Here is a 20,076-nt window from a genome sequence, read left to right on the forward strand (position 1 = left end):
GGAAGATTTTTTTGAAAGCTTACCGTACGTATCGACTTCTCAGCACGTTCCTGTCTCTGGTCTTGTTTCTGACGGTGATTCCATTGGGATTTGGGAGTGCACCGTCTGCAGCAGGCGCTGCTTCTAGCTCTGGAAATCCGGTAAATCCGGAGACTTCTCCTGAAGCCGTCAAGTTGCTTAATGACCTATATTCTATTTCCGGAAAAGGGATTCTCGCAGGACAGCATGACTATTTGGAAAGTCCGGATGAAATCAACAACAAGCTAAAGACCACAAGCGGACAATATGCTGCTCTTCATGGGTATGAGATGGGTGCGATCAGCGGACAATCTGAGGGAACGGTAGCTTGGCAGCGTCAGAACGTAGTGAACAGCGCTATGAATTGGAGTAGAGGCGGCGGGATTGTAGCGATGACCTTCCATGCGAACTTGCCTGGAACTTCTTATGATTGGTCGAACGTTAAGAGAAGTCTTAGCCAAAGCGAATTCGACAAATACGTAACCCCTGGCACACCGCAGTATAGCAGTCTGATTGCTGAACTCGATAAAGTCGCAGTTTCGTTAAAAAGCTTACGAGATGCAAAGGTGCCCGTTCTATGGAGACCCTACCATGAAATGAATGGCAACTGGTTCTGGTGGGGGAAGAAGAACAATTTTTCCGAACTGTGGAATATTATGTATGATCGTTTTGCTAACGTTCATAAATTAAATAACTTGTTGTGGGTTTGGAGCCCGAACGCTCCAAATGCGTGGTCAGATCCTTATGCCCTTACTTATCCGGGTGCGGATAAGGTGGATATTTTGGCAGCAGATATCTATGAGAATGACTACCAGCAACAATATTATGACAGTTTGCTTAGTCTGGCTGCTGGTAAACCCATTGCTATCGGAGAGAATGGCGATTTGCCAAATCCGACCAAACTGTTGCAGTCGCAAAGTAAATGGGTATTTATGATGAGTTGGGGAAAATTTCTATATGAAAATAACAGCATAGAAACGATCCAAACCTTTATGAATAACAGCTTTACACTGACTCGGGATAAATATAACTCGGGGATGCTCCCGCCCGCTAACGAACAGGAAGCACTCCCTCCATTGAAGAATGGATTGAAGGGTGAATACTTTAAAAACATGCGGCTATCGGGAACACCAGCCCTGACTAAGAACGATGCAGTGATTGATTTTAACTGGCAGTTAGGAACGCCGGATGCTTCTCTTGGTATAGACAATTTCTCTATACGCTGGAGCGGTAAAATGAAGGCTCTATATAGTGAAACTTATCAAATCTACAGCGCATCTGATGATGGAATACGTGTCTGGATTGATGGGATACCCGTAATTGATAGCTGGATAGAGCAGAGTGTAACAGAGCGTCAAGGAAGTATCACTCTGAAGGCCGGACAATTGTATGATATCAAAGTGGAATATTACGAGAATCAGGGGGACGCCAGAGTAAAGCTGATGTGGAAAAGTCCAAGTCAGCCGAAAGGAACCATTCCTTCTAGCGTGTTGTTCCTCTCAGATCTCACCTAAGCGATAGTCCTCATTTGGCTAAAAAGATGCTTGTCCTGAACAGGAATATGATCACTTGAGCACCTGTGGAGGCTGCCGGAAGGAGGATTAACTTGCGCTTTTATTGTAAGTACCCGTTTCTTGTCACTGTTGTGCCTGTCCTCACAATATTTATTTTGTCTTTTCTGCCGTTGAGTGAGGCACGCAGCCTTCTTGCGCCTCAGAATGTTACCACATCAGCTACCACTACAACAACTACTTCCACAATATCTATCACACTACCTGCGGTACCCATTAATCCTTTAGCTTCTGAGGAAGCCAGTCAACTGCTTAATGATTTGGCCAATTTCAGCGGCAAAGGGATTATGGCGGGCCAGCACGATTATCTGGAAAGTCCGGATGAACTCAATAATAAGGTAAAGAACACCTCTGGGGAGCATGCCGTATTACATGGTTACGAATTAGGAGCAATAACTAACCAATCCAAAGCTACCATTGCTTCTCAGCGTCAAGCTGTTGTCGACAGCGCGATCAAATGGTCGAGAGAGGGTGGCATCGTAGCGATGACGTTCCATCAGAGTCTGCCGGGAACTTCTCCGAAATGGTCTAACGTATCCATGAAACTAAGTCAGGAGAAGTTTAATGCTTATGTTACCCCTGGAACCTCTCAATATCAGAGCTTAATGGCCGATTTTGACGAGATTGCTATATATCTAGGAGAATTACGTGATGCCGGCGTTCCAGTCTTATGGCGTCCCTATCATGAAATGAACGGCAATTGGTTCTGGTGGGGAGGTAAAGATAATTTTACCGTGCTCTGGAACCTGATGTACGATCGTTTAGTGAATACACACAAGCTGAATAATCTGTTGTGGGTTTGGAATCCCAATGCGCCGAATGAATGGTCAGATCCATATCAAGCTTATTATCCGGGAGCAGATAAGGTCGATGTACTGGCGGCAGATATTTACAATAACGATTATAAGCAGTCCTACTATGAAGGTTTGCTTAAGCTTGCTGCTGGTAAGCCTATCGGAATTGGCGAGAGCGGAGAGCTGCCTAATCCTGATAAATTATCCAAAACGCAAAATCACTGGGTGTATACGATGACATGGGGGGAAATGCTCAACGAGAATAATACCCTGCAGCAGATCAATGAATTCATGAGCCATCGCTACACCGTGTCGAGAGAGGATTTTATTCGGAGAATGGCCGCTACAACCAATAAAGTTGCAAAAGTCTCACGAAACGGATTGACCGGAGAATATTTTAATAATGCTGATTTATCTGACCAGCCGATAGTGGCACGTAATGACAACAAGATTGATTTCAATTGGCAGGGCGAATCACCGGCAACAGGGATTGGGCAGGATATTTTTTCTGTACGCTGGAAGGGGAAGGTCAAGCCAGTTTATAGCGAAAAATACACATTCACAGTGTCTTCCGATGATGGAGTCCGCGTCTGGATCGATGACAAGCTGATTATTGACGATTGGCGGGACCATAGCGCTACCCTAAACAAGGGGAGCATTGAATTAACTGCTGGAAACCTGCATGATATTAAAATTGAATATTATGAGAATCGCGGAGATGCAAGTATTCGTCTAATGTGGGAAAGCCCACGCCAGAAGCAGACGGTGATTCCTCAAAACGCATTATTTTTTCCTTGATTTATTGAAGCTCTACGGGCAGACATCCGGAAGAAAGCGAGGACATGGGGATGGGAACAACCAATAGAAGAATGAAGTTGTGTGGAAATAGACCATTAATGATCCTGCTAAAATCTTCTACAATGATCATCTTACTTCTGTTGTCGGTTTCCATATTCGGTGTAGATGGGACCTTGAAAGGTAAGGTGGATAATGTTGCAGCCGGTAAGGATTTAGGCCCCGAGTTCCCAAAGAGCGCAATCATCTGGAGACTCGGGCAGCATGACGGATCGTCGAATGAATTTGGGGATATCAGCGCCTCTGATAACAATGCAGTCATTCATATGAATTCATCTACCGTCAAGACCTCAGAACTTCAGAATATCCCCTCGGGTCTTAATGGAAAGACGTTTCCTGAGCTGAAGATTAATTACCAGCTGAACAAGATTCCGGCGAATGGGCTATTATTTCGTGTAGGCATTCTTGAGGCGTATAAATCGGTTCCGCAGATGAGTGTATTTTCTAATCGGCAGCTTTCAGGGATTATCCAGATCGCAGGAATTGCTGATACAGAAAGTGAGTACGGCTTCCGCAAAACCTATGAACTGTATATTCCGAAAGAGCAGTTGAAGACAGGATCGAATGAACTGAAGCTGCAAACGATTCGCTGCCTATATTGTTCCGAGAAGGAAGATGAATATATAGGCTGGACTTGGGATGACCTAAGTCTGGAATCTTTAAATACACCCATACAAGAGCCGATTCATGGTAACTATACACTGACGGGTACAGTGGTGAATAATAAGGAGTTTTATTTTGATAAAGGTGCAGTTACACATTTACCTTATGTGATGAAATGGCTCGGTGTAGCTTACAGTGGTAATATTATGCGTGCCAGCTGTGTTAGTGATGTAGACCGTTCCTGCTCTAATATGGAGGAATATTATAAGGTATTGCGGGATTATAATACGCAGGCAGTCGCACTGCATTTGTATACCGGTGATATTAAACTGAAGGATGACGGCTCGTTGCCGGAGGATGCGGTTAAGAAGCTGACAGATTATTTTGAGAAATATGGCTCCTATTTTCAGTACTACGAAGTGGATAATGAACCAGGACTATTCAATCGTTCCAAGGCCGTCAATCTGGCAATTGCAAATTGGCTGAATAAGAAGGGGAAACAGATTGCCCCACATTTGCTTACGGTTGCACCAGGCTGGGCGTATTGGCCGAGCTATAAGGAGAAGCCTTGCGGCTATCAGAATGGGTCCGTTCGACAATGTGGTGACCCGGATGGTTGGGAGCGGGATCCGGAGCAGCGTAAACAGCTTGAAGAGGTTACGGATCTTACGAATGGTCACTCTTATGGAGATTCCTATAGTAATAGCCAAGGTGGCAGTTTTACCGAGAATTTAAAAACTTTTGGTGGAGCGGTGGATGGGCTTAGCAAAAACATGCTGACTACTGAATTTGGGACCTCGGATAGTCATGAAGATGCTTATCAATATGGAGCTAGCGAGCGAACAGCTGCTGTTTTCGATCGGATCATGCGAGCACAGATTGGTTATGCGGATATGTTTGTGCAGCATGCTGCTTTTTTTAAGGACTTTAGTTTATTTAAATATGATTTTAATCTGGAGGAGCATGATCCGGCCTCGACAGAGATTTATTATACGAAACAAAATGAGGATTCGCGTGTCAGCATTATGCGAAGATTAAGTCTTGCTTACGCTACACACGGAGCTCCGTTAACCTACGAGGTTACCAATAAAAATGCACTAGCTGACAAGCTTGTCTATGTCCGGGCTGTGGACACTTCTACCTTGAAGCCGCTGGCTGGAAGTGGTGCTACCTCTAACAAAGTGCTTGTGAATCTTATTAATTTTGAGACAACACCACAGACCATTAATGTAAACGTCAAGATGCCGAAACAAGCTGTATATGAAGGTGAACGTTTTGGTAATGGGGATACGTATGAGCAAGCACGAAGTTATGTGCCGGGGAAGAAGGCTTCTCCCCAGCTAACATTTAAAGAAACACTAGCCCCGGGAGAGGCCGTACAGTATATTTTGCAGCCATCGACAAAGGTTGTCCATACTGCACCTCAGGGATTTAAAGCTACGGGAGTCAAAGGATTGTCTATCCAGTTAAATTGGCTAGAGGCTCCAGGCGTTTGTTATGAACTGCTGCGAGCGACTGGAAATGGGGGCGAACTAAAGACTATTGCTTCTGATATCAAAGAAACTCATTATATAGACCGCAATTTACGAGAGGGCACGCAGTATACGTATGCTGTAAAGGTAAAGGGTTCAGGTAAGATATCTGACAAGATCCAGATTACAGCTAGTGGGTTGGTTCCTTTGGAGCGGTCAGAATGGAAGGTCTCCTCGAATATGAACACAGGGAGCTCTTACAATGCTATTGATAGGGATCGGCGTACACGCTGGGATACCGGGAAACATCAGGAATCGGGAGAGTATTATCAGATTGACTTAGGGAAGACATATAACATTGAAGGTATTGATCTGGATAATACCTTATCTCCTTACGATTATCCTAGACAATATCAAGTGTATGTCTCGAATGATGCTCAGAACTGGAAGCAGATTACTTCTGGTTCTGGAACCAAAGCATTAACCAAGATTGTCTTCACTAAGGTAAATACACGGTACATCAAGATAGTGCAGACCGGTGCTGACGGTAATTATTGGTCTATACAGGAGCTAAAGGTATACTCCAGAGACTAATCTATTGCTAAATGCTTCGTTAAAAGCAAAATAAAGAGCATACTAAATAACCTCTTCGGGACCATTTCCGTAGAGGTTATTTTTGTGATTTAAATTTCTTAAATGAAACGAAGCCCAGACATATACGGCAAAGGAATTGCATCGGAATCCTCTGAACTCGCTGGATCAAAGAGCAGCGAGATCAGCTCCTTGTCGTCCTGCACGGACGACAAGTCGAGGCCCTTGCGGCAGCCTTCGGTCTGCCGCAATAACGCTTCCCGGTCTGCGATGCAGACCGTACCGCTGTTCGCGCCGCCGCTTAAGCTGGCGCCGGCGTCCCGCAGGAGCGAGAGCAAGCCGCGCTCCTGCCACGGCACAGGCACTTGCAGCGTGCCAACGCCGCCGCACAAGGCCGCCTTGGCCAGCAATGCCGCTACCGCGCTCGGCTGGCCGGCCCATTCCACCGCCGTCGCCGCGTTCGGCGCTGGCACTTCCGCCGCCGCGGGCACAGCCACCGCGGTGAACCCCTCGATGCTGCCGTCCCGGACGGCTACGAGTGTGCGCTGGGCTAAGCCCATCACACCCGCGTAAGCCTCGGTCCCCAGCAGCAGCGCCAGCTCACCCGGACTGTACACATGTCCGGTTTCGCGTTCATTGAGCAGCCGGTAGACGGCGAAGAAGTCGCCCGGCTGCATTGGCCGCAGCGTCCATTCTTCTCCTGCTGCGGCTGCAAGTTCCTGAGCTGAGCTTGCGTTCAGCTCGGCAAATTGCGTACCTCCGAACGGTACGCACCCTGCTCGGGTGTATAAAGAACGATCACCCGAGACAAAAATCAGCGCTGCCTCGGCCTCGGCAGCGTGACTCTGGCATAGCTGTAGAAGTTGGCCCGCCAGCCCTTGGCCCCGAAAAGCGGGATCGGTGCAGACAGCACCTATAGAGAACACATTCAGGAAAGCATCTCCAGTCTTGATCGTGGAGGGTACGAGTCCCATGAAAGCAGCAACCGTTCCGTCATCGGCAATAGCCGCATAGGAATGACTGAGTCCAGGGCGGAAAATAAGTGGAAACAGTTCTTTCATTGAAGTGGCACCCGGTTCACGAAAGACGGAATCTGCGAGCAGAGCCGCTTGGTCTAGCTCTGTAGGTTTAATTAATCTCAATTGCATAACATTCAGCCTCCTAGTATGTACACTCGATGGGGGGAAAGCATTTACATAAAGTATAAGGCCCGGGGAATGAAATCTCCAATCTTGTTTATATTATTCAATGTCTCAAAAGGATATCGAAAAGGGTAATAACGAACATAAATAAAAAGGGAAGTGAATAATCGGTGTCCCAACTTGCAGATAATATTATATTATTACTGGCAGCGCTCCTGCTTGTAGGCGTATTTTCCACCAAGTTCTCTACTAAATTTGGAATGCCAGCTTTAGTGCTGTTCCTTGCTGCGGGGATGGTGCTGAGCCAATTTGTTTTTTTTAACAATGCTTCCTTAACGCAGATGGCCGGGATCTTCGCATTAGTTGTCATATTATTCGAAGGTGGCATGCAGACGAGTATTAAGGATATTAAACCTGTTATTCGGCCAGCATTATCCTTATCAACGGTAGGCGTAATAATGACGACAGCCATTGTAGGGGTATTCGCTAAGCTGATCCTTAATGTGTCATGGCCAGAAAGCTTTCTGTTTGGAGCGATCGTTGGATCGACAGATGCGGCTGCAGTCTTCTCGGTACTTGGCGGTAAGAACATTGATAAACGTCTGACCTCGACGTTAGAAGCAGAATCAGGAAGCAATGATCCAATGGCGGTTTTCTTGACAGTCTCGCTAATTGAATGGATACAGCATCCGGATATGGCGATATGGGGGCTTCTGTTGTCCTTTATATGGGAGATGGGCGTTGGCTTAGTACTGGGTGTTGTGCTGGGGAAGATCGCAGTTTTCTGTATCAATCGAATTAACCTGGATTCCACAGGTCTTTATCCAGTAATGGCGATTGGCTTTGCTGTTCTGACCTATGGTTTATCTGCATGGGTACATAGCAGCGGGCTGCTGGCTGTTTATGTTATGGGCCTTACGCTTGGGAATTCTGAGCTAATGTATCACCGTACCATTATGAATTTTAGTCATGGCTTTGCTTGGATGATGCAAATATTTATGTTCATACTGCTTGGTTTGTTAGTATTCCCACAGGAGCTGGCGGAAGTGGCATGGCAAGGTATCTTGTTATCTGTCATTCTGATGGTTGTAGCTAGACCAATCGGTGTATTTATAAGCCTGCACTTTTCCAAATTTACGATCCGCGAAAAGACATTGATTTCTTGGGCCGGACTTCGCGGAGCCGTTCCGATTGTGTTAGCGACTTATCCGCTGCTGGCTGATCTGCCTCACGGACGACTATTCTTTAATGTTGTATTCTTTGTCGTGCTGACATCGGCAGTAATTCAGGGAACTAGTATTTCCCCGTTAGCATCCCGATTGAAACTTATGGGGCAAGAAGATTCAGATCAGCCTTCATTAATGGAGCTGGTCGCTCTTGGCAAGACAGATTCGGAGTTTAACCATATTGGAATTAATCCTTACATGCCGATTGCTGGACAGAAGATTTCGGAAATAGGTCTGCCGGACGATATCTTATTTACGGCAATTATCCGCAATAAAAATATTGTCACCCCGCATGGCAATACCGTTATTGAGCCTGGGGATACTGTGTATGTTCTAAGTCCAAAGAGCAAGCGTGATGAGATGAGAGCTTTCTTCCGCAGCAGGAAAGGAAAGACTGCGGAGGAGGATGTTTCTTTAATCTAGAGAAGAACCCTTTTTCCAAAGTGTGACACACATAATAGGCTTTATAACATAAGGTGTGCTAGAATCTGCACAACATATAATCTCCAGAATAGTTGCAAAACACGAAAGAGTGTGTTAAATTGTATATAGATTTAGAACGAGTCTAAATACAATTTTAATAAATGAACCATAGGAGGTTTTATTAATGACAACACAATTAAAGAGCCATACTGAACTGCAAGCTGCATTGAACCGCCAAACTGCGAACTGGTTCCTGCTCGGAGTAAAGCTTCATCATTATCACTGGTATGTTAGCGGATCTCAATTCTTCACACTACATGAGAAGTTTGAAGAGCTATACAATGAAGCTGCGGGTTATGCAGATGATTTGGCTGAGCGTTTGCTTTCTATTGGTGGACAACCAGCCTCCACAATGAAGCAATATCTTGAATTGTCTGACCTTCAAGAAGCTCGCGGCGGCGAAGATGCTAAGGGTATGGTATTAGAGCTAGTTAGAGACTTTAAGACTGTTGCTAAAGAACTGCAAGATGCAATTGCTGCTGCAGAAGAACTAAGTGATCAACCCACTGCGGATCTGCTGATTGGCATCAGAAGCAGCATTGAGAAACATGCTTGGATGCTGAATGCCTTTATCGGCTAAGGCAAGATCCTTATAAGGATAGAATACACAAAGAGCGCCTGCGTATCGTAAACGCATGGCGCTCTTTCTTTTGAAATCTTCTATTTAATAAATACTCCACCAAATGGCACGGCTTCGCGAAGGAATCGTTTAATAATTCCATCATCGTTATTATCTCTTTCAAATCGGCGATTCTGGCGTCCGGCCTGAAACAACACAGGGCCGTGGCCCGTCATCTTCCAGTGATAACTCATATGCTGGCTAGCTAAATGGTTGCCGTATACGGTAAGTTCCAGCTTCGCATTCTCAGGATAGGCAATAATGCTGCCTGCATCCACATAGAGCGGATTGTAAGGATGAAGCTCAGCTTCACAAACCGTACCTTCGGTCAATATGCCAATGATGCCATTACCCGTAAATTTCACCTTCACAATATCTCGTGTAACGAGCACATTCTTCATACTCAGCACTCGTGTATCCATCGTAACTCCCTTGCTGTAGAAGAAGAGATGTTTAAAGTCATACAATAAATCGCTCTTTCCATCAAGCTTCAGAATCTTTACCCGATAACCTGGTGGAAGGGCGGCAACAAAATGGCAAGGGCCAGACATATCCGAACGAATCAATTTTCGCTTGCGATAGATGCCCTTTACATCCATAAATCTGTCTGCCCGTCCAGTGGCAGGCCCTTGATAAGCGATAATTTGCTGTGGGTGCAGCACATGAACCTCTTCCTTCTCCCCAAGGGTGAAGGCTACGGCTTGTCCGCTCCCGCTGTCGCTTTCATCTTGGACATCGATGTTCATATTTCATCTCCCTCATGCTGTAGACGTGATCTTTACTGAATGTTCAAGATTAGCGCAGGCGGTCTCCTTTTCTAGAACGGTGAAGCATGCTGAAACGAACAATACGGATGAGTATAAAATACCCCAGAATTAGACCAATCCCCGTAAAAATAGTCACTTTGATTTTATGATAATATTCTTCGCGTGCCGTCCGGTCATTTTGCAACTCATCAACCATCTGCGTTAGCTGGCGATTCTGCTCTTGCAGGGCTTCGTTCTGTGTCCGGTAGGCTTCCATTTCCTGCATGGTATTCGTAAGCTTATCTTTCGCCTGTTGTAGCTCTTCGGCTGTCTGCTGAAATCCTTCTTTCAATTCATTGACTTCATTCGGAAGCTCAGAGAAGCTTTTGAATCCATTATAGATATCACTGAATATATTGGCTTTTGCTACTGGGGCCGGAAGAGATATGGAAAGGGTCAGCAGAAGCAGGAGCGAACATAACAGTTGTAGATATTTACGGAATTTACGTTGTTTCATCTATATAATCACCACCCAAATTTAGGCTTGTATTTCTTTTATTTTAACACAGCTTGACAGCTTCTGACAGCGTACGCTAAACGTGAATAGGGCTTCTTGGGTCAGTAATATTGGCCTGTTTGAAGTGAGGTTACACTTCCTTGTAAAGAACGATCAGGCAGTGCTCTTCATGATTGAGAAGAGGGATTATTTATCGTATACTTTGGACGGGAAGGGGCTGCTACCGAATGAATAAATGGCTTAAGACAATGTTATTTTTGGTCGGATCTGCTTTTTTGACAAGGTTGATTCCATTCTCATCTTTGTTTCGGAATTTGGACACGATGATTCATGAATTTGGTCATGCGCTGGTGACTTTACTGCTATCTGGAAGTGTGCTGCGGATTGAACTATACGCGAATCATAGTGGAGTCACCTATTCGGCCATTCAAGATGGAGGCAGGGCGATACTGGTGTCGCTATCTGGGTATGTGCTGGCTTCCTTATTCGCACTGTTGCTCTTCTATCTCTACAGTAAAGGACGGCATGATTGGGGGCTTATCTTAGCTACTACAGTAGCTTTGATTATGCTGGTAATGTACGTTCGGGGAAGCTTCGGAATGATGTGGTTAGGTGGGTTTATTGCGCTGAATGTTTTAATGCTGGTGGTGTGGAAAAAGGCTAGTAAATATTATTATTTGTTATTAGCTTTTTTGACCTTGGAAGAGTCTGTAATGGGAAGTTTATTTCTCGTATATGCGGCTGTTGTATCCCCATCCCGTGCGGGAGATGCTAGTAACCTGGCAAGGATGACATCGGTGCCGGCCATATTTTGGGCAGTCCTATTTTTTATATTTTCTCTGCTTTGCGCCAAATGGGCGTTGGGACTATTTTTTAAGCGGGAGCGAGTGCAGCCTAAACTTCAGAGTCGTTAAAGTTAAAAACATATAATTTTCGTCATAAACAGACAAAAGGGGCTGTTTTTGCGAGAGCCAGTCTACTTCGTATGTAGAATGGCTCTTTTTTTGTCGATAATATAGAACCGAACATACATTCCGTGACATGGAGTTGTCCGCCATTATTGGTACATTAATAGAAGACCCAAAAAAAGAAAGAGGTGGAAAATATGATGGAAAGTATTACTCCTATATTTACGTGGGGCCAAGATCGTATTTTTGCAGGTGGAATTCGTGATGTTGTTTTACTTGTCGAATGGAAAGGGAATTTGCCTTCAGAAAATAGCCGACCAGGCAGCCACAAAGTGGTTGCACATGATATTGAACTGCGAGTTTGGCTTGAGCCACATGTAACTTTTAAGCGCTGTTATGGATGTGAAATGGAGGCTGGAGAAGGAAATTCACTCTTGCTTAAACTTGGCAAAATAAAAACAGGACAACGCAAATTCATAGGACTTGAGTTCACTGCTTCTAGTTCTGTAGCAGGTAAGTATGAAGCATTATCCCTGCAGTGGAAGTATAAAAAACCAACCGTAGAGCGTGTTCGTGAACTTCCCGTGAAGGTACTTGAGCTGGAGTACGCGCATCATACGCGCATTTTGAGCGATACTTGCTGCTTTTATGTTGAGAAGCATCTGGAATTGTTGAAGACGGCTGAAAAGGTTGAAGAAGCAGAGGCACTACGAAGTAAAGGCCAGCATAGTGAAGCTCACGAAATGCTCAATCGACATGCAGATAAGATGTTGCTACTCGCAGTACGCTCTGGAGATCCTTTGCTGCTTAAAGAGGCTGAAATGTTGTATAAACAGATCGGATTGGAACATCAGCAACGAAGTAAAGCCGCTGGTGGAATTTAATATAGGACTCACTGCACTAGGATGCATATAAGCGAAAAAAGACCTATACATAAATTAGATTTTTCAGCGGATTCGGCGGAAAATTATAAGAAGAATTGTAATATAAAATGTGGTAACATAGTAAAAAAGTTCTATCACAATTTTACTTTTTTTCATAAAATAATGGGTCTATTTAACCATGAATCAAGGGGAACTGAATATGACAGACCGATTAATCCGACTGATGCGCATTATTACACTTGTTCAAGCTAAGCCGGGGATATTAGCCCGCGAATTGGCGGAACGCTGCGGCAACAGCGAGAGAACGATATACCGGGATATGGACGCGCTTAGCGCCATGCATATTCCCATAACCCATTTGGGGCATGGAAAAGGTTATGCTTTTATTGGGAATTTTGCACTCTATCCCTTGGATTGGTCGGAAGAAGAAGCAACCGCATTTTCGCAATTGCGCTATATTATGGAAGATATAAAACCAGCATTACCCATAGATTTTGAAAGCGCGTATGAAAAAGTAGTCGCAGCAGAATATAAACGTAAGGCGGAGAAAGAAGAAACGATAGAACGTGCAAGAAGAGAAGTGGGGGTGGGATGGGCGGAAAGAAACAGTTCGCAGATGGAGCAACACTCTTTTCTTACTCCGATCCTGGAGGCTTTATTAAAGCAAAAGAGCATTCAAGCGAATTATAGTGAAAATGCATTAGAAGAGAAAGGGATCACCATTGATCCTTATTGTCTTGTCCCGCTGGAAAGTCGTTTTCATCTCATTGGATTTTGTCATCGCCAGGGTGTTATACGTACATATCATATCAACGACTTTTCTAATGTGAAGCCACTAAATCGTTTTTTTTCGAAGGAAGCATTTGATGTACAAGCCTTTATGAAGCAGAAATGGTCACTCGATCGGGATAGTTTACAGGTGGAATTCAAAGTGAGATTCTCGGAACGGATAATGGAAGGAATTAAGAAGGACGAATTGCCTTTTAAGCCAAACAAAGTAGATCGTCAATCTAGATGTTTTTATTTTAAGGTTGCAGTCGAACAAGATATAGGATTTGTCCGCTGGATTAAGAGATTTGAAGAGGAAGCGGAAATCATTGAACCGTACTATTATCGTGAAGTAATCAGGCAGCAGTTGGAAAAATGGAGTTCGCACTATAAATAGTGATACACTCATTTGACCTTCGTTCAATTCGAAAGATGGGGTGCTTGAGCAACCATTTAAATGGTTGCCGGAGGCATCCTTTTTTTGCGGGTAAGTCGAAGATATACTCATTTATAACTATCTAATTATAACAATATATAACTAAACATATCCAAACAAAACTCAATCTATAGAAAATCGAAAAAACGTATGCTAGAATAGCATCTACATATATACATATATACTTATGAAAATGGGAGGAATGGAAATGTTTAAGAAATGGTCAATCAGGATCTTTGGCGTATTGGCAATTTTTTTGGTTGTTTTATCTGCGGGCACAGTGGTGGAGGTAGAGGCAGCCGCCAAGAAGACAGAGATTATAGTATCCGCTGCAGCCAGCTTGCAGGATAGCTTAGATAAAATGGCGCTTCTCTATGAGAAGAAGCATCCCGATATTGATTTGGTCTTTAATTATGCTGCATCTGGCACATTACAGAAGCAGATTGAGCAAGGTGCTCCGGCTGATCTATTCTTCTCTGCAGGGGATAAACAGATGAATGCGCTAGTAAATGCTGGACTGGTCTCTGACCATAAGGTTCTGCTTAAGAATCAGTTGGTTCTAGTCGTACCTTCGAATTCAAAAGCTTCATTAAATACGATCACTCAACTTACGGACAAATCCTTTAAGAAGGTAGCGGTAGGGCAGCCTGAATCTGTGCCCGCAGGCCAATATGCTCAGCAATCGTTAACTGCGAAGAAGGTATGGGATACGCTGCAAAACAAACTTGTATTTGCAAAGGATGTACGTCAGGTTCTGTCTTACGTCGAAACGGGGAATGTCGATGCAGGCTTTGTATATAAGACAGATGCGTTGACTTCAAAAAAGACAAAGATCGCCCTTACCGTAGGCCCGCATGTTCACAAAGCCATTAATTATCCGGCGGGTATCGTGAAGGATTCGAAGAATCAGAAGGAAGCTAAGGAACTGTACAGTTATCTTCAAAGTAAGGAAGCTAGTGATATTTTTGCAAGCTATGGCTTCTTGCTTTCTTAATAAGAAATCATAAGTAGAAGCGGGGTGGATAAGGATGGAAATAAACTGGACTGATTTCTTCGCCCCGGTATGGCTTTCCGTAAAAATATCAGTACTTACCAGCATCATTGTGTTTATTCTGGCAACGGCTGCAGCCAAGGCTATGGCGGGTCGCAAATTCCCTGGTTATAGCTTGGTCGAGACGGTAATGCTGCTTCCACTTGTGTTGCCGCCGACAGTTGTCGGATTTGTGTTGTTGGTCGTCTTAGGTCGTCGTAGCTGGATTGGCAGATGGTATGAACAGATGACGGAGCATACGATCCTTTTCACATGGGGGGCTGCGGTTATCGCCGCGGTTGTCGTAGCTTTTCCTCTCGTTTATCGCACAGCGAAGGCGGGTTTTGAAGGCGTGGAACCGGATCTTGAGGATGCGGCCCGTGCGCAGGGAGCGAGTGAGCTGCAAGTACTTCGTTATGTCACATTGCCCCTTGCAGGCCGTTCACTCGCTGCTGGGTATGTTCTCGGTTTTGCTCGTGGTTTAGGAGAGTTCGGCGCTACGATCATGGTAGCGGGGAATATTCCTGGCCGCACGCAGACAGTGCCTACAGCGATCTATGTTGCGGTGGATGGCGGGAACATGACTCTTGCTTGGATGTGGGTGTGCTCCATTATTGTTATGTCTGCTGTGATGTTGATGTTTGTGAACCGACGAACTTAAATATGCTCGAGAGAGATCGCTCCGCTGACTTCAGTGGGAATGCCGACGACTGGGAAGCTTGAAAAATTCAAATAAACCTACCCCATTCAGGAGTAACCTGAGGTGGGCTAGGTTTATTTTTCTTTAGAAACGCACCGATTAAAACAAAACCCCTTTAATAAGAAGCAAAGCCTGTGATCCATCAGGCTTCGTAAATAATCGTCCCGGTTTCCGTGAGATCATATCCGTGAATGGACCCAAGCTCACTTTGAAAGGCTGGCGAGCGTAAAATATCAATCACGGTGGCGATCCATTGCTCATGCTCCGGTTTCTTAAGCATCACTAGATCGTAAGACTCCTGAATCAAGGGAATGAAATCAATGCCATCGACAATCTTAGCAGCTTTCTCGGTGCCGATGGCCACATCAGCTTCCCCTCGTGCCACTTTACCGGCGACCGCTAAATGACTATTCTCCTCCTGCTCATATCCAGATAGGCTTGCAGCAGGAATGCCGTGCAATCGGAGTTGTTCATCCAATAACACACGTGCACCAGCGCCTCGTTCTCTATTGATCAGTGTAAGGCCATTCTGTTGTAGATGAGACCATTTATGGAGACCTTTAGGATTTCCCTTTTGAACATACAATCCTGCACTTCGAGTCAACAGACGGACAACAACATAAGAGAAGCCCACAAGGATTTTACGAATGTAGGGCAGGTTATATTCGCCAGTATCCCCGTCGAGCAGATGCGTACTGACGATGTCAGATTCGCCCTGATACATGGCAATCAGGCTATCTAAACTGCCAGCGTAAGAACGAAGAGGGCGTTCAGTGGGCAGGGAACGCTCCAAATAGGTGGCTAGAATATCGAGTGACATATCCTGACCCGTAATCACGAGGCTGTGGCCTGTTGCTTTACTATTAAATTGGCCAGAATGTGTGGTTACTTGAGTTAGATTTGTTCCAGCAAAAGTCAGCGGCGATGTCGATGGGGTCATGCCGCTTCGAGCATTCTGTTTGTAGGCTTCTAAATCGGATTGATCCACACGCATCTGTTTTCCTACACGGTAGGAGGGAAGCTCCCCTTTTTTAATCAGATCATATACTTTTAATTTTGAGATCTTCAGTAAACGGGCAATTTCCTCAGTCGTATAGGATGTATTATCAGACATGACAAAAGCCTCCAGAACTTCATAATAGGACAAGACTACCCTATTTTGAAGTCCTGTGCAATTAGGCTATTGTGGTTTACCCGCCTGCTGTGTATTGGATAATTTGATTAATTCTGAAACGGTAACAAATCGATAACCTTGCTTTTCTAATTCCGGCAAAATAATTTTGAGCGCTTCCCTGGTTTGGGATTGTCCATGCACATGATCATGAAACAGGACGATGTCACCATTATGTGCATTTCGAATAACCTTGTTCGCGATCTTCTGAACGCCAGGGCGATTCCAGTCGCGTGTATCCTGATGCCAGGACCATAGAATAGGCTTTAGTCCCATATTATTTGAAATATCAACTAGTGTCTCGTCATACATGCCACCCGGAGGTCTGAACAAAGCACTATGCTTTCCAGAGACCTTTATGATTTCCTCTTCGGTTAAATTCAGCTCCCTCTCAAACTGGGCTTTGTTAATAGGTTTTCTAAAATAGACGTGATTGTAGGTATGGTTAGCTAATTCATGTCCATCGGAAATGACTCGTTTCGCGACATCTGGATAAGCTGCAATTCTTTTCCCTATGGCAAAGAAGGTGCATTTCGCATGATATTGACTCAATACCTTTAATATTTGATCGGTTTCAGAAGGGTCAGGTCCGTCATCAAACGTTAATGCAATCACTTTTTGGTTAGTATGTACTTCCCAAATCATGTCTCCTCTTTTTTCGTAGTAGTCGCGGTTCTTGCTTGGGCTACCAAGAGCGGAGTTTGTGAAGCATAACAAGAGAGAGAGGGTAGTCATCATAATTTTGCTGCTAGTTTTCATGAATTCACCTGTTTTTTTTATTTTAGAATGCTCCTTTGAAGGGTCAAAATATTCATAGTTTTAGTTTTGTAAAAACGATCAGCCTTTTTTCATGTTCTTTCTTCTTTCTGCTATATCTCCCTGTACAAGTAATAAGATTCATTCTGGCTTCAGTAGACTTTCCAAAGATTCGTTCCAGGGGTGCTTCAGCAGTAGTGAAGATTTCTACAGACTCTACAATATAAGTTAGCTTTCGCCCGTCTGAATTAGAAACGGTAATCTCATCTCCGTGCTTAAGCTTTTTGAGATTGAAAAAAATAGCTGGACCTATATAACTATCCACATGCCCGTCTAAAATTACATTTCCATTAGCACCTGGCAATATTCCTGGGTACAGAATTCCTGCAATATTGCTGTCTTTAGGGACGTCCATTTGTCCATCTGGAAGCAACGTAACCGGCTCAATTTTGGCACTTACTTTAATCGCTGGAATGCTAAGCTGAGTAGGAAGGATAGGTTTGGGTAATGATGGTTTAATATCGATCTTTTGAACAGCTTTCGTAGGAGTTATCGTTTCTTGCTGCTGTGTTTGTAGTGATTTCGTTTCTGGTCTGCTTTCCTGCGAGTGTAAGTCAGTGCAACTGGCAGTGGTTATAGTAATGAAGGTTAAGATTAATGAAGATATCCATTTTTTCATGTTTAAGAAAAGAAAGAGGGGATTCCCCCTCTTTCATCCTCCCTATTCAGTTTGTTCGCTAGCACCGCCATGGCCTGTTTTTGGCATTTTGGTTGCTTTCATGTGAATACTCTTAGCTTTAATGCTTTTTGCCTTCATGCTCTTTGCATGAATTCCTTTAGTGGAGTGGCTCTTCATATGCATTTTCTTTTCATGCATTTTATGTTCTTTTTCTTTCTTCATTTTCTCAGCGTGTACTTTTTTCTCATGTTTCGTTTCGACTGGTGCAGCAGAGGCAGAAGCGGCAGAAGCAACGGATAGCATTAAGCAAGTCGATAAAAGAGCCACGGACAATTTCTTCATAATCATTTAGTGGATTCCTCCTAGATGTTTTTTCCCTACGAAGATTAATATCTCCATTTCAGTTGTTTTTAGATTGGTGGATTGCTTCCATTGGAGTTTAGGATTGGTATCGCGTTTGTATTTTAATGTGAAAATTGTTATGAAAATGCCTTATAATGAAGTTCAATATACAGACATTTGGTTAGGGGTGGGAATATGACACTTATTGAAAAAAGAGAACACCGGCAATATCCGGAAATTACCCGCCTAGAAACGTCGAGAGCTGCTTATGAGCGTGATTATTCGCGTTTGATCCATTCGCCTACTTTTCGTAGGCTGCAAGGCAAATCTCAAGTGTTCGGGGCTGGCACGGGTGATTATTACCGGACGCGTCTAACTCATTCACTTGAAGTCGCACAGATTGCTCGTGAGGCAGCGAAAAGTCTGCTTAGATCTTATCCAGAGGTGGAGACAAGTAAGGCGGAGAATCCGGGACTGGTTATAGACCCAGAGGTCGTAGAATGCGCGGCCATTGCTCATGATTTTGGTCATCCTCCTTTCGGACATAAAGGGGAAGAGGTACTCGATAACATTCTGGACCAGCTTATTGAAAAGAAGACGAATGAGGCTGCTCTGCAATCTGGAGCAACAGGTGCTGATAAACTGTTCATTCATGAACAGATGAAACAGCGCTATGAGCATTTTGAAGGCAATGCTCATAATTATCGGCTGATTATGTTTCTGGAGAAGCGTGAGAACATTGATGGACTAAATCTGTCGGATGCAGTGCTTCTCGGAATTAATAAATATCCGTTTCCCGGCACCTCGCTGAAAAAGGGGATGTACCTTCACGAATGGGCATATATTTCGGAGATTCGCAAAGAGTGGGGAATACCAGCAGGTAAGAAAACGTTGGAAGCTCAGCTGATGGACCTTTGCGACGATATCGCTTATTCTGCACATGATTTGGAGGATGGGATTAAGGCTGGGAAGATTGAAGTGCATGAACACTTTATGCATGATTCCTATATTCAGCGGTTGATCGTTGAGAAAATCACAACTTTAGAGGATTTCTTCTGGAAGGGTTGGGAAGAGGAAGGTATTCGCGCTAAGGTCGAAGAGGTGCTTAGTTCATTTCTTAGAGTATGGATGGAGAAGATGCCAACCTGCGAGAACGACTATTCCAGAACTCGGCGTGAAGTTAAGGCTTATTGGGTCAGCACCTTCGTTGCAAGTCTAGGTGTGATTCCTGATGGAGACTGGAAGAAGGTCACTTTTATAAAGGAAGGAAAAGAAGATGAGGATATGCTACGGACCGTAAGTGTGCTGAAGAGCTTTGCTTGGGTTACGATGATTCGTGATCTACGTGTGCAGCGGCTTCAGAAACGTAGTGAATGGATTTTACGCCGTTTATGGGGTGCTTTTCTTGATCCGCAGACGTCCAAAGCCATTATTCCATCGGATTGGCTGCAACGCTTTGAAAAGGATCAGAAACAAGCCAATCCCATCTGGACGTGGGAACATATGGTAATTGATTATATCGCAGGGATGACGGATGCCTTTGCTGAGAAAATATACAATGAGCTATACGGGTTGAAAGTAGGATCAATTTATGACTTAGATTAGATAAAAGAGAAGATTAAGTTAAGGTCAGCCTCCAATCCATGAACTGTGACCGTATTTGTGGAAAGTTTAAAAAAGAAGACCTTTAAGAAGCGGTTAATAGGTGACTCCTGAATTCATCGGGAGTCATCTTTTTTAATGCCCATTGATATCGCTCGGAGTT

At 44.3% G+C, this 20,076-nt stretch carries 18 protein-coding genes; 11 read left to right on the top strand and 7 right to left on the bottom strand.

Annotated elements, in window-relative coordinates; genetic code table 11:
* Nucleotides 1-11: 11 nt before the first annotated feature.
* The 3 genes from L1028_RS13615 to L1028_RS13625 all read left to right on the top strand — a co-directional run bounded on the left by L1028_RS13615 (nucleotide 12) and on the right by L1028_RS13625 (nucleotide 5,907).
* On the top strand, nucleotides 12-1,532 hold the full coding sequence (locus L1028_RS13615; protein ID WP_234534654.1) for a glycosyl hydrolase: 1,521 nt from the start codon (nucleotides 12-14) through the stop codon (nucleotides 1,530-1,532).
* Between the two features lie 92 nt (nucleotides 1,533-1,624).
* Entirely contained in the window at nucleotides 1,625-3,181 is a 1,557-nt protein-coding gene (locus L1028_RS13620) for a glycosyl hydrolase (protein ID WP_234534656.1), read from the top strand.
* A 50-nt stretch (nucleotides 3,182-3,231) separates the two neighbouring features.
* Nucleotides 3,232-5,907 carry a discoidin domain-containing protein gene (locus L1028_RS13625; protein ID WP_234534657.1) on the top strand — a complete coding sequence of 892 codons (2,676 nt, stop codon included), beginning with the start codon at nucleotides 3,232-3,234 and terminating at the stop codon, nucleotides 5,905-5,907.
* 98 nt (nucleotides 5,908-6,005) lie between these two features.
* Here the strand turns inward: L1028_RS13625 and L1028_RS13630 are convergent, their stop codons facing one another.
* A complete protein-coding gene (locus tag L1028_RS13630) occupies nucleotides 6,006-7,052 on the bottom strand; it encodes a GNAT family N-acetyltransferase (RefSeq protein ID WP_234534659.1) in 1,047 nt (348 codons plus the stop codon).
* A 164-nt stretch (nucleotides 7,053-7,216) separates the two neighbouring features.
* On the opposite strand from L1028_RS13630, the gene L1028_RS13635 reads away from it, so the two are divergent.
* Both L1028_RS13635 and L1028_RS13640 read left to right on the top strand, forming a co-directional pair.
* Nucleotides 7,217-8,695 carry a potassium/proton antiporter gene (locus L1028_RS13635; protein ID WP_234534661.1) on the top strand — a complete coding sequence of 493 codons (1,479 nt, stop codon included), beginning with the start codon at nucleotides 7,217-7,219 and terminating at the stop codon, nucleotides 8,693-8,695.
* Between the two features lie 184 nt (nucleotides 8,696-8,879).
* The gene (locus L1028_RS13640; RefSeq protein ID WP_234534663.1) at nucleotides 8,880-9,335 is read left to right on the top strand and encodes a Dps family protein; all 456 of its coding nucleotides are present in this window, start codon (nucleotides 8,880-8,882) and stop codon (nucleotides 9,333-9,335) included.
* 80 nt (nucleotides 9,336-9,415) lie between these two features.
* On the opposite strand, the gene L1028_RS13645 is transcribed toward L1028_RS13640, so the two are convergent.
* Entirely contained in the window at nucleotides 9,416-10,120 is a 705-nt protein-coding gene (locus L1028_RS13645; protein WP_234534664.1) for an AIM24 family protein, read from the bottom strand.
* Between the two features lie 49 nt (nucleotides 10,121-10,169).
* Nucleotides 10,170-10,637, bottom strand: a complete 468-nt coding sequence (locus tag L1028_RS13650; protein ID WP_234534666.1) for a DUF3450 domain-containing protein — start codon at nucleotides 10,635-10,637, stop codon at nucleotides 10,170-10,172.
* Nucleotides 10,638-10,864: 227 nt separating this feature from the next.
* On the opposite strand from L1028_RS13650, the gene L1028_RS13655 reads away from it, so the two are divergent.
* From L1028_RS13655 to modB, 5 genes are all read left to right on the top strand, one after another.
* Nucleotides 10,865-11,551 (top strand): M50 family metallopeptidase, encoded by a 687-nt coding sequence (locus L1028_RS13655; RefSeq protein ID WP_076283905.1) that lies wholly within the window; start codon nucleotides 10,865-10,867, stop codon nucleotides 11,549-11,551.
* Nucleotides 11,552-11,742: 191 nt separating this feature from the next.
* Entirely contained in the window at nucleotides 11,743-12,429 is a 687-nt protein-coding gene (locus tag L1028_RS13660; protein ID WP_234534669.1) for a hypothetical protein, read from the top strand.
* A 199-nt stretch (nucleotides 12,430-12,628) separates the two neighbouring features.
* Nucleotides 12,629-13,594, top strand: coding sequence for a helix-turn-helix transcriptional regulator (locus tag L1028_RS13665; protein ID WP_234534671.1), 966 nt, complete (start codon nucleotides 12,629-12,631; stop codon nucleotides 13,592-13,594).
* 241 nt (nucleotides 13,595-13,835) lie between these two features.
* A complete protein-coding gene (gene modA, locus L1028_RS13670) occupies nucleotides 13,836-14,627 on the top strand; it encodes a molybdate ABC transporter substrate-binding protein (protein ID WP_423803042.1) in 792 nt (263 codons plus the stop codon).
* 34 nt (nucleotides 14,628-14,661) lie between these two features.
* On the top strand, nucleotides 14,662-15,324 hold the full coding sequence (gene modB, locus L1028_RS13675; protein ID WP_234534675.1) for a molybdate ABC transporter permease subunit: 663 nt from the start codon (nucleotides 14,662-14,664) through the stop codon (nucleotides 15,322-15,324).
* A gap of 181 nt (nucleotides 15,325-15,505) precedes the next feature.
* On the opposite strand, the gene L1028_RS13680 is transcribed toward modB, so the two are convergent.
* The 4 genes from L1028_RS13680 to L1028_RS13695 form a co-directional block, all read right to left on the bottom strand.
* Entirely contained in the window at nucleotides 15,506-16,477 is a 972-nt protein-coding gene (locus L1028_RS13680) for a substrate-binding domain-containing protein (protein WP_234534677.1), read from the bottom strand.
* A 66-nt stretch (nucleotides 16,478-16,543) separates the two neighbouring features.
* Nucleotides 16,544-17,293, bottom strand: a complete 750-nt coding sequence (locus L1028_RS13685; protein ID WP_234534679.1) for a polysaccharide deacetylase family protein — start codon at nucleotides 17,291-17,293, stop codon at nucleotides 16,544-16,546.
* Nucleotides 17,294-17,345: 52 nt separating this feature from the next.
* Nucleotides 17,346-17,969 (bottom strand): class F sortase, encoded by a 624-nt coding sequence (locus L1028_RS13690; RefSeq protein ID WP_234534681.1) that lies wholly within the window; start codon nucleotides 17,967-17,969, stop codon nucleotides 17,346-17,348.
* Nucleotides 17,970-18,011: 42 nt separating this feature from the next.
* Nucleotides 18,012-18,317, bottom strand: coding sequence for a hypothetical protein (locus tag L1028_RS13695; protein WP_234534683.1), 306 nt, complete (start codon nucleotides 18,315-18,317; stop codon nucleotides 18,012-18,014).
* Nucleotides 18,318-18,506: 189 nt separating this feature from the next.
* Between L1028_RS13695 and L1028_RS13700 the strand changes: the two genes are divergently transcribed.
* Nucleotides 18,507-19,916, top strand: coding sequence for a deoxyguanosinetriphosphate triphosphohydrolase family protein (locus L1028_RS13700; protein WP_234534684.1), 1,410 nt, complete (start codon nucleotides 18,507-18,509; stop codon nucleotides 19,914-19,916).
* Nucleotides 19,917-20,076: the final 160 nt, after the last annotated feature.

Origin of the sequence: Paenibacillus pseudetheri (assembly GCF_924513355.1) — a bacterium.
In the GTDB taxonomy this organism is placed as follows: domain Bacteria; phylum Bacillota; class Bacilli; order Paenibacillales; family Paenibacillaceae; genus Paenibacillus_AQ; species Paenibacillus_AQ pseudetheri.